Raw genomic sequence first — 15,196 nt, 5'->3', positions numbered from 1 at the left:
TTTAAACGAGGAGAATGGCTAAAAAAGAACATACATTTGAGGAGATTTGCCGGGACATTCTTGTAAAGAAGTTCCTTCCGGTTTATGTTTTGATGGGAGAGGAGCCCTTTTTTATTGACAGGATTACCGATTTGTTGCTGGAGCATGTCCTGGAGGAATCGGAACGGGATTTTAACCAGATTGTGATATACGGAGCAGATGCAGACGCGGCTACCGTGCTGAATGCCGCCCGCCGTTTTCCGATGATGTCCAAATACCAATTAGTTGTTGTACGTGAGGCGCAGCAAATCCGGGATATCGAGTTGCTCGCCTCTTATGTCAAGAATCCGTTGAAAACGACCATTCTGGTCTTGAATTATAAATACAAGCTGCTGGATCGCCGCAAACTACTGGCCTCTGCCGCCGAAGCGAACGGGATTCTTTTTGAGTCGAAAAAGATTCCTGATTATAAAATGCCCGATTTCATCGTCTCTTTGGTGCATTCCTATCAGGTGGAGATTGAGCCGAAGGCGGCGCAAATGTTGGCGGATTTCCTGGGGAATGATTTAAATCGGTTGGCGAAGGAACTTGAGAAACTGACTATCTTGCTGGCGGATAAACCGAAGAAATTGATTACCCCGGAGTTGATCGAAGCGAATATTGGAATAAGCAAGGAATATAATAACTTTGAGCTGCTTAAATCGTTGGCCAATAATGATATCTTAAAAGCAAACCGGATCATCCAATACTTTGCTGCCAACCCGAAGAATAATCCGATACAGATGACCCTCCCCCTGCTTTATAATTATTACTCCAATTTATTGATCTGTTATTATTCGAAGGATCGCTCCGAAAGGGGAGTCATGCAGGCGCTGGAATTGAGAAGTCCGTTTCAGGCACGGGATTACCTAAGCGGAATCCGTCATTATACGCCCATGAAAGTTTTTAATATGATTCATGAGATCCGGATGACGGATGCGCACTCCAAAGGGATAGATAATTCCTCGGCAAGTGATGCCGACTTGCTCAAGGAATTAATCTATAAAGCTCTGCATTAATCCGTTTTCCCTATTTTTTTATGTTGGGTTTCTCCAAACCGTACCCTTTAATCCGGTCTTCCCTTTTAAGAAGGACAGCAACGATTAGGGCCAAGACACCGAAACAGGCAAAGATTGCCATCGGGAGAGTGAAGTCATAAGGTTTGTCCGGGTTTCCGGTTTGGCAATAAATATCCAGTACATAACCGATCAACAAGGGAACTAGCATCAATCCGATATTCTGAACCCAGAAGATTAGTGCGTAGGCGGATCCGATCTGCTTTTCAGGAATGATCTTCGGTACGGAAGGCCACATGGCGGAAGGAACCAGAGAGAAACCGATACCTAATAAGATCATCACGATCGTAGCAAACCACCATTCGTTCAGTATCGGAAGCATAAATAGCAAGTGTACGAGGATCAGCAGGGAGGCGCCGATAATCATGATCGTAGCTCCTTTCCCCTTTTTATCATAAATTCCTCCGAAGAGCGGCGTCAAAAGGATGGTTCCGAACGGAAGCAACGCCGGGATCGTTCCCGCCAGCTCAATATTAACATTGTACTTATTGACCATCAGGCTCGTTGCATATTTCAGGAAGGGAAATACGGCGGAATAAAACAAGACGCATAAGATGGCAATGAGCCAGAAGCCTTTGTTTTTTATGATCACCAGAACATCGCTCAGGCGGAAGGCCTCTTCCTCCGGTTCTGCCGAACTGTCGATGGATGCGTCTAATTTGCGATCCATCACGCAGAAGACAAGGAAGGCGATTAATCCGATACAGAGCAATACCAGACCAAATAGGATCGGAGCGGAAAGACTCTTAAAGTGCTGGGCGATCGGCACGGTTACGGAAAGCGCTAACGCTGTACCCAAGCGGGCGACCGCTACCTGCAACCCCATTGCCAATGCTATCTCATGTCCCTTGAACCAGCGGACCAGTACCTTGGTTACAGTAATTCCGGCAATTTCTACACCCATGGCGAAAAGAGCGAATCCGATAGAGGCAATCATCACTTGCGCCCTGATTCCTAAAAGCAGGCCTTCCATGGTGAAAAAGGAGGAAATAGCATAATACTTGAGCGAGCAGCCGATGATCATCAGGATGCAGGCCATCGTGCCGGTAAAACGAACTCCCATTTTATCTAGAATAAAGCCACCGAGAATGAGCATGAGGAAAAAGACATTAAACCATCCGTAAGCGGAAGTGAAAATGCCGTATTCCGTTCCGCTCCATCCGAATTGTTGTTCCAACATCATCTGCATTGGAGCCATTACATCTGTTATAAAATAGCCGCATAACATCGTCAGTGACACAATCACAAGTACGCTCCAACGGGCAACGGGAGAATCACTGAGTTTTTTTTGAATTTGTTCTACCATACACTCTGATTTATTAATTTAGTTATAATTCGCTTGGGAAAAGTGGCAATGCATCTGCAACCACAAAGGTACTTCCTCCGATAAAAATCAAATCATCTTCATTGGCCGCCGATAAGGCCGAATTGACTGCTTCGGGCACGGTCAGATATTCTGTTCCCTGCAGGCCGTGATTCCGGGCTTTAACTGCAAAATCTCCTACTAGGAATGCCCGCCGTACGGAAGCCTGGGTGAAATAATAGGTCGCTTTCTTAGGTGTTAACGCCAATACGCCGTCGATATCTTTGTCGTTAGCCATTCCTATGATGATATGTACCTGTTTATAGCTTTGGAGAGCCTGTTTCAATTGGAGGGCCAAATACTCCCAGGCGCCGATGTTATGCCCTGTATCGCAGATCACGTGGGGTTGTTCTTGTAGCGTTTGCCAGCGTCCCATCAATCCGGACAGTTCCACCACCCGGGCGAAGCCGGTATGAACCGCTTCCGGCGGAATCGTTATTTTTCCTTCAATCAAAGTACGTAGGGCCGTCAGGACGGTTTGGGCATTCTTTTTTTGCACGTTACCTCCCAATTCACCTTCCAGTTCACCGAAATCAGCCGTTCGGAACAGCCACTTCCCGTTTTCTTTCACCTTCGCTTCCTGCAGAACGTCCGATTCCTCTGCCCATATAATCGGCGCTTGCATCGTTCCGGCTTTTTCCCGGAAGACCTCCCTGACGTTCGGATCTGGAGCTTCACCGATGACAACCGGAACACCTTTTTTGATGATTCCGGCCTTTTCACCGGCTATTTTAGCCAATGTATTTCCTAAAAGCAGGGTATGCTCCAGGCTGATATTCGTAATGACGCTAAGGATCGGGGTAATGATATTGGTACTGTCCAACCGGCCGCCCAAACCTACTTCGATAATGGCAAAATCCACTTTTTCCCGACGGAAATAGTCGAAAGCCATGCTGGACGTCAGTTCGAAAAAAGACGGCTTCAGCGTTTCAAAGAAAGTATGATGGCGGGCTACAAAGTCAATGACATACGCGGAATCTATTTTCTGTCCGTTTACACGAATCCGTTCCCGGAAATCGACCAGATGAGGAGATGTGTAAAGACCTACTTTATAACCGTTTGCCTGCAAAATTGAAGCGATCAGATGGGATACGGAACCTTTCCCGTTTGTCCCTCCCACATGGATTGTCCGGTATGAACGATGCGGGTATCCTAAATATTCATCTAATGTATTACTGGTCGCAAGTCCCGGCTTATAGGCGGCGGCACCTACCTGATGGAAGACCGGCATGCTATCGTATAAATAACTCAGCGTTTCATCGTAAGTCATATTATTTCATTTCTTAACGCACAAAAGTAATGATTATAATTGGATCGGCAGTAAAATGACGATTTATCATTTTCTGTTAGCCTTTTTCATTTTACGACCCCTCTTGTAAAGCGGAAAGTGCGAAAACTTAATTCAAGATCGCATTGTTATATTTTAAATTAATTACTTGTTTTAAGAAGTATAACTTTATAACAATGATGACATGGGAGCGAAGAAAAACTTTGTGTTGGATACGAATGTGATTCTGCATGACTTTAAATGTATCGAAAATTTTGAAGAGAATGACATTTATCTTCCGATTGTAGTGCTTGAGGAGTTAGATAAGTTCAAACGTGGAAGCGATCAGATCAACTACAATGCTCGGGAGTTTGTCCGGGAATTGGACTTGCTTACTTCCAACGATTTGTTTTTAAAGGGGGCCTCTTTAGGACCGGGGAAGGGCATTTTACATGTGGTTACGGGAGATAAATACCAGGAACAGATCGCTTCTTCTTTCCCGGAGAAAACGCCGGATCACCGTATCCTTTCCTGTGCCTGGTATATTTCCGAGAAGTTTCCGAAAATGAAAACCATACTGGTAACCAAAGATGTCAACTTGAGGATGAAAGCGCGTTCCCTTGGCATTGAAGTGGAAGATTACATCACGGATAAGGTGGTAAACGTGGATCTTTTCGACCGGGCGCAGGAGATTTATGTCGATATAGATGCCGGATTAATTGATAAGATCTATGCTTCTCCCGAAGGTGTGGATGCTTCTTTATTGGAATTCAAAGATAAAATCGAACCGAATGCCTGCTTTATCCTGAAGAGCGTCCGCAACTCGGTGCTGGTTCGCTACAATCCTTTTACGGATAAAATAAAGAGAGTCGAGAAGGGAACCAATTACGGGATACAACCCCGGAATGCGGAGCAGAGTTTTGCCTTCGAAGTACTGAACGACCCGGAAGTCAAGCTGATAGGAATGACCGGTAAGGCAGGAACGGGTAAAACATTACTCGCCCTGGCATCGGCTTTGAAACAGACCGATAGTTACCGGCAAATACTTCTGGCGCGTCCCATAGTCGCCCTGGCAAACCGGGATATAGGCTTCCTACCGGGTACGGAGCAGCAAAAGGTGGCGCCTTATATGCAGCCTTTATTTGATAACCTGAATGTGATCAAGGCACAGTTTTCACCCAACAGCACAGAGGTAAAGAAAATTGACGAAATGCAAAATTCAAATAAGTTAGTCATCGAGGCGCTTGCGTTTATCCGTGGGCGAAGTCTCTCCGAAACCTTTTGCATTGTCGACGAGGCACAGAACCTGACGCCGCATGAGATAAAAACCATCATTACCCGTGCGGGAGAAGGTACCAAAATGGTCTTTGCGGGGGATATCCAACAGATCGACTCGCCTTATCTGGATGCCCAGAGCAACGGTTTAGCTTATATGATCGACAAGATGAAAGGGCAGGAGATATTCTCCCATATCAATCTTATAAAGGGGGAACGGAGCGCTTTGGCCGAATTGGCTTCCGATTTACTGTAAACATAGGAAGATCGCCGGTTAGATTGACAGATAAAAACGGAAGAGGAGCCATCGAATGATAACTCCTCTTTTTTTATTCGGATGGGTGGAGAATGGGGCTCGAACCCACGACCCTCAGAACCACAATCTGATGCTCTAACCAACTGAGCTACATCCACCATATAAAAGGTCTATACGACCGTTTTGTCTTAGACCGTGCAAAGATAGATATTCTTTTTTATTTGACAAGTAGATTGTTCAGAAAAGTATCTGCCTTTATTTATAAATTTCCTTTTTACCGGCCAAAAGTGTATTCCTCATCAGGCTGATGATGGTCATGGGACCAACTCCGCCCGGCACGGGACTGATATAGCTGCATTTAGGAGCGACTTCATTGAAAGCCACATCTCCGGTCAGTTTATAGCCGCTTTTTGTCGTACTACTCGGCAAGCGCGTTGTCCCTACGTCGACAATCACAACGCCTTCTTTGACCATATCTCCCTTCAGAAATTCAGGGACACCCAAAGCGGCGATGATAATGTCAGCCTGCAAGCACATCTCCTTCAGATTCTGCGAACGGCTGTGGCAGACTGTTACGGTACAGTCGCCCGGATAGGCTTTCTGCATCATCAACATCGCCATAGGCTTCCCGACGATATTGCTGCGGCCTAAGACGACGCAATGTTTCCCTTTCGTCTCGATATTATAACGTTTCAGCAATTCCAGAATCCCGGCCGGAGTAGCGGACAGGAAGCAGGGAAGTCCTAACGACATCCGGCCGACGTTGATGGGATGAAAGCCGTCCACATCCTTGCGATAGTCGATCGTTTCGATCACCTTTTGCTCGGAAATATGCGCCGGGAGCGGCAATTGTACAATAAATCCGTCGATATCCGCATCGTTGTTCAATTCAATTACCTTGCTGAGTAATTCTTCTTCGGTTACATCGTTTTCATAACGGATCAGCGTGGATTTAAAGCCGACTTCTTCGCAAGTCCTTACTTTATTTGCGACATACGTCTCGCTACCTCCGTCGTGACCCACAAGAACCGCTGCCAAGTGAGGTATCTTCCCGCCGTTTTTCTTTATCCGCGCGACCTCTTCGGCAATTTCTTGTTTCATCTGGGCGGCGACGACCTTTCCCTCCAATAGTTTTACTTGTTGTTCACTCATAATTCTCTTTTAATTATCTATTAGCGCTTGAAAGAAGGCATTCCCTTTTTGCCGGGCTTGCCGCCTCCTCCCGTCGTCATCATGCGCATCATTTTCCTCGTTTCTTCAAATTGCTTGATCAGCTTGTTTACTTCCGCTACATTGGTGCCGCTTCCGGCGGCAATCCGTTGGCGACGTGATCCATTCAGTATAACCGGATTAATCCGTTCGTCCGGAGTCATTGAATAGATGATGGCCTCGATGCTTTTGAATGCGTTATCATCGATATCCACATCTTTGAGCATCTTGCCGACTCCCGGGATCATGGATGCCAATTCTTTCAGGTTACCCATCTTTTTGATTTGATGGATCTGCGAAATGAAATCGTTGAAATCGAATTGATTCTTCGCAATCTTTTTCTGAAGCTGTCTGGCCTCTTCTTCGTCATATTGTTCCTGTGCGCGTTCAACCAAGGAAACGATATCGCCCATTCCAAGAATACGGTCGGCCATACGATCGGGGTGGAATATATCCAGCGCCTCCATCTTTTCGCCGGTTCCGACGAACTTGATCGGCTTGTTAACCACCGTACGGATTGAAAGCGCCGCACCACCGCGGGTATCACCGTCCAGTTTCGTCAGGACGACCCCGTCGAAGTTCAGTCGATCGTTAAATTCCTTGGCGGTGTTGACAGCATCCTGCCCGGTCATGGCATCCACTACAAAGAGGGTTTCATTCGGTTGGATAGCATTTTTAATCGCTTCGATTTCCTGCATCATCTGCTCGTCAACCGCCAGACGGCCTGCCGTATCGATGATCACCAGATCATAACCTTTTGCTTTCGCTTCTTTCACGGCATTCCGCGCAATTTCCACCGGATCTTTACTCTCCGGCTCGGAATAGACCGGCACACCGATTTGTTCGCCTAATATACGCAATTGCTCGACGGCCGCCGGACGATATACGTCGCAGGCTACCAAAAGGGGCTTCCGGCTTTTTTTCGTCTTGAGCATGTTGGCCAACTTTCCGCTGAACGTTGTCTTACCCGAGCCTTGGAGCCCGGACATCAGGATGATGGAAAGAGTCCGCTCGAGCGCTATTTCGGTCGTTGTTCCGCCCATCAGCTCGGCCAATTCGTCGTGTACGATTTTCACCATGAGCTGGTTGGGTTTCAGCGACGTCAATACGTTTTGCCCGATGGCTTTCTCCTTGACCGTATCAGTAAAAGACTTGGCGACCTTGTAGTTAACATCGGCGTCAAGTAACGCCCGGCGTACGTCTTTTAACGTTTCCGCCACATTGATTTCAGTGATCTTGCCTTCGCCTTTTAGCAGTTTAAACGATCTCTCTAACCTTTCGCTTAAATTCTCAAACATATTATCTTACGGTGTATTTGTTTTTATCTTCGGAGTTTCCCAATAATGGGTGCAAAGGTAAGAAAAAAGAGCAAATAGTCAATGTTTGATAGTTGGGAAAAGCTGATATATTTGTAACAGAGGGTAATGCCCGATAAACTATATAACCGTGATCTTGTTATTTCGAAATAAGACTCATCATTTACACCCTCTTATTCTATATACTTTTTTGAAGAAACTTTGTAGAGACACGAATCATAAGACAGTTAACGGCACAACGGGCTAATTTAAGTACGCCAGTGTGTTTCCAATCCTTGATTTCGAATGAATTCCTGAAATTCAGATAATGACTCTTTTCGTTCTCTAACAGCTTTGAGCGATATTTTTTTAATTTTTGCAAAGGAAATCAACATCCCAACGGCTTCTCCGATACTCCATTCTATCGGATGTAATCGATAACAACCATTAGTAATATGAGTCGTTCCGATGTTCTTATTTGCCGGTAATAAATTGTTAACCCTTTGGGGTAATAGTGCACCTAAAGGAATTTGAAATGGAAGAGAATCAATATCTATATAATTATTTCCTTTAGTACTTGGATGAAGATCAATATGATAATATCCAATGCCAACACTATCATAAAATTCAATTGCTTTTTTGCCTTCTGTTTCACCGGCAACCAATTTTCTATTTTCGGCACCTACATGTTCTTCCAATATGGTAAATAATGCTTTAATCCTTCTTGATTCACGGATATATGGATGTTTTGCCATTCCATCTTTAGTCCCCATAACATCTTCACGTAATCTTAATCCGGGCCAACCTAAACCTCCGTCTGTACGTGGTGCGCTTGTTTGGAGCCAATAAAACAGTGATAGATTAAGTTGTTTGGCAGATCTTACATTTTTTTGGAATTCTTCATCTGAAACATCTATTAAATTACCAAGTAAATAATCATTTTGAGGCCAATTTACGATAGTAATGTCTCCATTGTATGTTCCTTTAACGAAATTATTTTTATTTATTATTTTTCTGTAATTCCAAAGATTAAACAACGGATCAGTACTTTTTCCATCAGGTCTAAATCCCATTTTTCTTGGTTTTAAAGTACTTGGATCTGAATCAGTTAAATCTAATAATTTTCCTGACCATTCCGGAGTCAATTTAGGAATATAATTACTCCAAAAATCATAATCTTTCGGACGATCAATCATATTATTTGTTTCGGGCTGATAATCCATAGCAAAACATACCGTAAAAGCCTGATTATTTTTTGGATCAGCTTTTTCGGCAGCGTGCAATTCTTTAGTTTGACTTTTTGATTCAGATCCTGTTACATATTCTGTTTTTGTTAAAGGCAATAAATCACCACATTCGGTGGCATCAACAAAATAGGGAGCCGATAATACCAGATTTTCCCCATTTCTCAAATTGACCATTTGAACAGCCTTTACCTCATCTCCGTCCATCTCAGCAGATTTAGCTTTATAATTGCACAGTATAGTCAATCTACCAGAACTCATATAGGGAGCAAGCATCTCTATCAATACCGACACAGCTACCTTTGGTTCATGACATATTCGTGAGACAGAACCATCGCCGGGATTAAGATTTTTCCTATTTAGGGCATCAGCGGTCAGTGGATAATTTCTTTTATAATAGGCTCGAACACGATTCCTAAAGTCTATATAAGAGGCTGGAGCTCCATGAGTTTCAATCCATGGATTTTCATCTGGCGGAACCCCTTGTTGAGAAACCTGACCGCCAATCCAGTCAGTTTCTTCTGTCATGATAACATTCAGGCCATTACGGCAAGCCGCCAAAGCTGTTGCACAACCTCCTAAACCACCTCCAATAACAATGATATCTCTCGATAACTCTTTAGGTATATATTTATCCTTTTTTTTGTTTGTCGAAAATTCACCAACCTTATTAACGGCAGGATCTGCCATTAAAACAGCACTACAGCCTGTAGATGCCGTTAATGTTAAAAAGCTACGTCTGTTCATCTTTCTATGATATCTAAATAATAGTTTCTGCGTTCCATTCGCTTGTTTTATAAAATTAGAAACGTTAATTTCCTAACATACCCGCAATATGTTCTCTGATCTTCGACTCAGTTCCTTTCTCAATTACAGTGCAGCGCCCTTCATATCCTCCATCGTCTATCATTTTATCCGTGGGGATATACATTATTGTTCCTCCTGTCAGGCTTACTACCCACGGATTGAGAGTCTTGAATTTTTCTCTCAAATCCAGAGTGGTTTCAACCACTACCTCGGAACTCATGAAAACGATAGGGGTTGAATTTATTTGTAGAACGGAATATGGCATGGGCGTATAACCGTTTTGACGATCGGTTTCGCTGGTATAACCCAATGCGAAATAAGCTCCCCAGTCAAGCCAGTTCATTACATTGGCCAAACGTCGTATCTCATTCAATGTTCCATTTGTATTCCTATAAGCGTTGCATTCGTTTGTCAGTGCTTTGCGTATAATTTCAATTTCTTTTTTAGTATTTGGAAGTGAGGGGTTAAGTGGTATATTTAATAGTTTGAATGTATAGTTAACCTTAGTCAGTCTGGTGAATTTTTCTCTTTTCAAGGCTTTAATTGCAGCACGGGCAATATCCTCACCGATGCGGTTCATTTCAGAAAGTAATTTTTCTTCGTCAACTGCATAAAATCTACTTATCGGCCCCAAGTAAATGTCATTGAACTTATAATTGTCACTCAACTGGTACTCCACTTTTTCTTTGGGAACAAGGTTCCCGGCTCCTCCCTGCAGGAACAGGCATTGTCCGCCCAGTTCTTTTTCCATTAGCCTACGTGTACGGCCGGGAAAATCAGGATCGAACAACTGATTTTTAAAAAAAGACGCCAGATGAGGATGAGCTGAAAAACGGATAATACTTCCTAACGGTCTATCCTGTGAATCAACAAAATACATGGTTTGTACCAACGGATCTACTTCTCTGTCAAAATAGACCTTATCAGGCCCGCTTTTATAATTACCCATTTTACCCATCCAACGGGATGACATTTCGTTAATTAATGCGGAAGCTTCAGGTCTGTCGTCACTTTCAGTGTATTGATATCCGAACCAATAGGTTTGGACACCGAGACCTGTTCCGGTATCTTGCCTTCTGTTAACACTCAGACTTTTACCTACATTCTCTTCACCGATTTTCACCTTTGCCGGCTTGGCGTTTGCCATTGCTTCATTTGCAACATTAATCAGTAAAACCGCAAGCTCCTGTCTGTCTATTTCCGACTCCCCCCAATTATTAATCTGTCGAAGCGCACTATGAGTATGTGTGGTGTGAATGAGAATTGATTCGGGATTGATATTCAATTCTTTTCCGATTTGTGTCTGGAGATACCAGCAAAACTCATTAGACACCTCTGTGAGATCCAATGCACAAATCAATGCATTTAACTGGTTTCCTTCAAGGATCATACACTTTGCTTCCAGGGGTAGCCGATAACCTTGTTTACTTTTAATACAACTTGCCAATTCAACAGAGGAAAATCCGACTTTAACGGTATTATCTGTTGTTTTATTAGAGGCAAAGTCCGGAAAAATAGAAAACAATATCATGCAATAGATCATTGATGCACGTAAAAAAAATCTGTGTTCCATAATGAGACTCCTTATCTTTAATTTTCTTTGAAACAATTAGAAAAGTTCTTTCCTTAATCAAACAATCTATGAAAAACCAATCTATATATCCTTGTCTAAAACAAGTACAGGTTCTTCCCCATCCAAATCCTGTTTGGAGAAACGTACAGTAATCACTTTTTCTTCTCCCGGAAGTAAACTGAAGAAATTATCACTCCAGAAAGAAGGCAAAACCTCATCACCTTTATCTCCCTTTGTTATCATAAACCGATTGAAAAACGCAAGTTTATTTGAAGGATTCTCCACTTTTACTTCCATAACACCTTCGTTATCCTCCCAGTTAAGGTTGTGCGATATTTTCAATTTGACTTTTGGCATCTTGGTAATTTCACTTAAGTCAACTTTATCCTTTACGGAAGAGAACCAATAGAAATTATCGGATACAATGTTACCCTTAACATCCTTCAGCAGCAGTTTTACAAAATAAGCTGGAGTTAAGCCTTTCAACTCCGGCAGTTTGAAAAGTTCTTTGTAACGATCTTCCTCGATGTCGAATTTTACCTCTTTCTCCCATTTCATTTTCATATCGGAATCCAGTACCCTGACATTTGCTGTCAGATTAGTATGTGCTTGATGATTCGTGTTTATGACCGACACAGTAAAATCATTCTCATTCAACTGTATATGAACCGGTTCCAATGCTTTCTTCGTATAAAAATAGGCGGCATTGGGATTCAGGAACCAGTCGTAGATCTGCCACAATACCTGTGGCCAAGTAGCATTAAGCTTCCAAAGCATCACACCTGAAGTAATATCCCACATACGATGATTGGCTGCTTCAAACATCGCCCTGTAACTTCCTGCATTTATATATTGTGCATGGCGGATATATTCTTCAACCGTTGAAGGCTGCCCAAACCTTTCTCTTATGGCTCTGTCGTAAGCCCTGTAAGCATAACCATCCCCATCCCAGGCGTCATGATACGCCCATTTTTTATCCAAAGGATAGATAGAATCTTTCTTTCCTTGTCCTAAATCAAAGATGTATTTTTTCATGCTGGATAGCGTGGAAATTGCAGGAACACCCATTTCGTTTCGGAACATTTGCTGTTTAACTTCCAATATTTTTTTATAATAAAAGGGATGTGGATACCAAGTGTAATCAGGTTCACCTTCATCAGTCATTCCCAAAGGTAAATCTGGTTTTATGTACGGAGTTAATTTATCGACATCCCAACCACAACTTGACGTGGGAAGGAATGGCCTTGTTGGATCCAGTTCCTTAATGTATTGACGTAAGGGTACGTACAATTCTTCTCGAAACATGGTCTCGATCTGACCAACCCACATTACTAAACTGGGGTGATTTCTATATCTTTTAATGATGTCACGATTGTTTTTCAGTGAAAGTTCGGTATCCAACGGGTAAGCCATGCTTTTGGTTCCTGGATAACTAGTCCAGCACTGATAAAAGACTTCCCAAATTAGCATTCCGTATTTATCGTAAATATCCATGACATAATCAGGCGGTGAAGGCATGTCTTCGTTGGCAATCATGTTTATGTTTGCTTCCGCTAAAAACCGGGTTTCGTCATAAATTCTTTTCTCGTTCATATCAAGCATCATATCCGGTTGCAGAAAACCGCCCCGACAGAAAATCCGTTTACCATTTACCCAGAAAATTCGTCCGAATTCGCCGTCAATTTCTTTGAAAGTATTTGTGATTTCCCGAATGCCGAATGTCGTGTTCTGATTGTCGGAAACTTTTCCATCTATTTCAAAAGAAAGGTTCAGATTGTGCAGATACTGTTTCCCGTATCCGTTTGGCCACCATAAATATGGATTTTTGATGGTCAGCTGTGAAAATTCTTCCGGTGAAAACGAAACGGTTATCGTTTGTCCGGTAGGAATATCCACTTCTTTTTCAAACGTAACAGTCTTAAAATGACCTGGCATTTCCTTTTTGTAAGTATAAAAATCAACTTCCTTAACCAGGTCTATGGCACCTTTGAGTACTCCTTTTACAGATGATTTTCCTGCATTTTTCAGTTCTGTAGAAACAGTAATATTTGTACGTGTGGTGTCGGGTAATGGAAGGTCGGTTACGATGTAAGGGTCGATGATTACTACGTCGTTTGAATAGGTTAAATACACGTCCTGATAGATTCCCATGTTACGATCTCTGACTACGGGTGAACAGTCCCAACCTCCTGAAAATTTAAGTGTTACATTTTTCCAAATCTCTTCGCTACTTCCGCGACCAGGACCAAATGGCTCGAATTGAAAGCCTGGATTGGGTGTTCCTATATGGTCTACTTGATGAATTTTTACAGCTAGAATATTTTCACCTTCCTGATTTATAAAATCGGTAACATTATATTTGAAACGTAAAAACATACCTGCCATTTCCTGTGCATTGGCTATTTGCTCACCGTTTAGCCAAACATCGGCACGGTAATTTATACCATCGAAATTCAACCACACGTTTTTGCCTTTATTTTCCTTTGGAATGTGGAATGTGGTTCGAAACCAGTATGGGTCTTTAAAGGGATTCGGAATACCTTTCAAATGGGAATATTTATTTAAATCCAAACGTTTGCTGAGATCATCGGATGCATCCGGAATTTTCAGATCGTTCAAATCAAAATGCGGGTCGGGATAAATACCGGCTTTTACCAATGCGCTTAACACTGTAGTAGGCACCTGAGCTTTTATCCAATTCTCACAGTTAAAACCAGGAGTGGAAACGATTTTATCCGTGTCTGTAACCTGTGTTGATGACTGTAGCTTCCATTCTCTAAGCAATTGTTTTTTGTTAGCTGTATTTACAATTGTATTTTGTGCATTAATGCAGGACTGAATTACAATAAAGTAAAAGACGAATAATATGATTTTGATTTGCTTCATTGTTTTGATTTTTTAGTTTTTCAATTTTTAAATACTAAACAAGCCGCCCCGATAAAACCTCCATAATCGCCCAACTGAGCGAGTTCTACTTTCGTTTTCTTGGCGGGTACAGGACAAATTCTTTTTCGCAGATTAACTTCCATTGTATCTTTGAAAAACTTGTAGGCTGTAGTAATGGAACCTCCCAACACGACAACTTCAGGGTCAAGGATATTGATACTCCAAGCTAATGGTACGGCAAGATGTGTCCCAAACACTGCCCAAGTTTGCAATGCATCCACATCGCCGTTTTCGGCCATTTGATATATTTCGAGTGACGATCTGTCATTACCCGAAATGGATTGGTAAATTTTTGAAACACCTGTACCCGAAATGTAATCTTCGATGATGCCTGACTTATAAGGCGATGTCCAGATTTCACCCGCTGTGCTGGTGGTACCGTTCAATATTTTTTCATCTATCACAATGCCGCAACCAATACCAGTGCCTAGTGTGAAACCCACAACAGTTTTTTTATTGGTTGCCGCACCAAAAATACACTCGCCAAAGATCAAGCAGTTTGCATCATTATTTATGAAAACGGGAATGCCAAAATATGTTTGTACTGCATCACGCAATGGGAAAAACTGCATAGTAGGTAATTGCGGACATTCAAGGATAACCCCTGTTTCAATATCCAATGGTCCTGTGGTACCAATACCGATACCTGCCACATCGTTGATTGTCAGCGTTAAATTACTGATAATCTTTTCAATGGCATCTGTTATTTTTTTTAGAATAATTTCTTTTGGCAAATGACTTTCAGTAGGTACTTTCACAGGTGTACCTAGTACTTTTCCTGCCATATTAATGGCACCTGTCATAATTTTGGTCCCACCCAAATCAATTCCGATAATTATTTTCCTCATATTTACTTATTTTTGTTGA

At 42.5% G+C, this 15,196-nt stretch carries 10 protein-coding genes and 1 tRNA gene; 2 read left to right on the top strand and 9 right to left on the bottom strand.

The window, feature by feature from the left end; translation table 11 throughout:
- Positions 1 to 14: 14 nt before the first annotated feature.
- Positions 15 to 1,037: a DNA polymerase III subunit delta gene (gene holA, locus BQ8014_RS11805; RefSeq protein ID WP_080904518.1), complete on the top strand. Its 1,023-nt coding sequence runs from the start codon at positions 15 to 17 to the stop codon at positions 1,035 to 1,037.
- A gap of 10 nt (positions 1,038 to 1,047) precedes the next feature.
- On the opposite strand, the gene BQ8014_RS11800 is transcribed toward holA, so the two are convergent.
- Positions 1,048 to 2,400: an MFS transporter gene (locus BQ8014_RS11800; protein ID WP_080904517.1), complete on the bottom strand. Its 1,353-nt coding sequence runs from the start codon at positions 2,398 to 2,400 to the stop codon at positions 1,048 to 1,050.
- 22 nt (positions 2,401 to 2,422) lie between these two features.
- The gene (locus tag BQ8014_RS11795; RefSeq protein ID WP_080904516.1) at positions 2,423 to 3,727 is read right to left on the bottom strand and encodes a bifunctional folylpolyglutamate synthase/dihydrofolate synthase; all 1,305 of its coding nucleotides are present in this window, start codon (positions 3,725 to 3,727) and stop codon (positions 2,423 to 2,425) included.
- 202 nt (positions 3,728 to 3,929) lie between these two features.
- On the opposite strand from BQ8014_RS11795, the gene BQ8014_RS11790 reads away from it, so the two are divergent.
- Complete coding sequence (locus BQ8014_RS11790) at positions 3,930 to 5,255, top strand: PhoH family protein (protein WP_080904515.1); 1,326 nt, start codon at positions 3,930 to 3,932, stop codon at positions 5,253 to 5,255.
- Positions 5,256 to 5,338: 83 nt separating this feature from the next.
- Here the strand turns inward: BQ8014_RS11790 and BQ8014_RS11785 are convergent.
- From BQ8014_RS11785 to BQ8014_RS11755, 7 genes are all read right to left on the bottom strand, one after another.
- A tRNA-His gene (locus BQ8014_RS11785) sits at positions 5,339 to 5,414 on the bottom strand.
- Positions 5,415 to 5,510: 96 nt separating this feature from the next.
- On the bottom strand, positions 5,511 to 6,407 hold the full coding sequence (gene folD / locus BQ8014_RS11780) for a bifunctional methylenetetrahydrofolate dehydrogenase/methenyltetrahydrofolate cyclohydrolase FolD (RefSeq protein ID WP_080904514.1): 897 nt from the start codon (positions 6,405 to 6,407) through the stop codon (positions 5,511 to 5,513).
- Positions 6,408 to 6,427: 20 nt separating this feature from the next.
- Positions 6,428 to 7,762, bottom strand: coding sequence for a signal recognition particle protein (gene ffh, locus BQ8014_RS11775; protein WP_080904513.1), 1,335 nt, complete (start codon positions 7,760 to 7,762; stop codon positions 6,428 to 6,430).
- Between the two features lie 266 nt (positions 7,763 to 8,028).
- The gene (locus BQ8014_RS11770; RefSeq protein WP_080904512.1) at positions 8,029 to 9,750 is read right to left on the bottom strand and encodes an FAD-dependent oxidoreductase; all 1,722 of its coding nucleotides are present in this window, start codon (positions 9,748 to 9,750) and stop codon (positions 8,029 to 8,031) included.
- Positions 9,751 to 9,814: 64 nt separating this feature from the next.
- A complete protein-coding gene (locus tag BQ8014_RS11765) occupies positions 9,815 to 11,383 on the bottom strand; it encodes a hypothetical protein (RefSeq protein ID WP_139785122.1) in 1,569 nt (522 codons plus the stop codon).
- An 81-nt stretch (positions 11,384 to 11,464) separates the two neighbouring features.
- Positions 11,465 to 14,269, bottom strand: a complete 2,805-nt coding sequence (locus BQ8014_RS11760; RefSeq protein ID WP_080904510.1) for a glycoside hydrolase family 2 protein — start codon at positions 14,267 to 14,269, stop codon at positions 11,465 to 11,467.
- A 20-nt stretch (positions 14,270 to 14,289) separates the two neighbouring features.
- Positions 14,290 to 15,177: an ROK family protein gene (locus BQ8014_RS11755; RefSeq protein ID WP_080904509.1), complete on the bottom strand. Its 888-nt coding sequence runs from the start codon at positions 15,175 to 15,177 to the stop codon at positions 14,290 to 14,292.
- Positions 15,178 to 15,196: the final 19 nt, after the last annotated feature.

The organism is Parabacteroides sp. Marseille-P3160, from assembly GCF_900162725.1.
Classification (GTDB): Bacteria; Bacteroidota; Bacteroidia; order Bacteroidales; family Tannerellaceae; genus Marseille-P3160.
This window is presented reverse-complemented; position numbering and strand designations above follow the sequence as displayed.

Excerpts from the sequence above, each read along its gene's own strand:
- holA (WP_080904518.1), top strand. The coding sequence starts at position 15 with ATGGCTAAAAAAGAACATACATTTGAGGAGATTTGCCGGGACATTCTT.
- BQ8014_RS11800 (WP_080904517.1), bottom strand. The coding sequence starts at position 2,400 with ATGGTAGAACAAATTCAAAAAAAACTCAGTGATTCTCCCGTTGCCCGT.
- BQ8014_RS11795 (WP_080904516.1), bottom strand. The coding sequence starts at position 3,727 with ATGACTTACGATGAAACGCTGAGTTATTTATACGATAGCATGCCGGTC.
- BQ8014_RS11790 (WP_080904515.1), top strand. The coding sequence starts at position 3,930 with ATGGGAGCGAAGAAAAACTTTGTGTTGGATACGAATGTGATTCTGCAT.
- folD (WP_080904514.1), bottom strand. The coding sequence starts at position 6,407 with ATGAGTGAACAACAAGTAAAACTATTGGAGGGAAAGGTCGTCGCCGCC.
- ffh (WP_080904513.1), bottom strand. The coding sequence starts at position 7,762 with ATGTTTGAGAATTTAAGCGAAAGGTTAGAGAGATCGTTTAAACTGCTA.
- BQ8014_RS11770 (WP_080904512.1), bottom strand. The coding sequence starts at position 9,750 with ATGAACAGACGTAGCTTTTTAACATTAACGGCATCTACAGGCTGTAGT.
- BQ8014_RS11765 (WP_139785122.1), bottom strand. The coding sequence starts at position 11,383 with ATGGAACACAGATTTTTTTTACGTGCATCAATGATCTATTGCATGATA.
- BQ8014_RS11760 (WP_080904510.1), bottom strand. The coding sequence starts at position 14,269 with ATGAAGCAAATCAAAATCATATTATTCGTCTTTTACTTTATTGTAATT.
- BQ8014_RS11755 (WP_080904509.1), bottom strand. The coding sequence starts at position 15,177 with ATGAGGAAAATAATTATCGGAATTGATTTGGGTGGGACCAAAATTATG.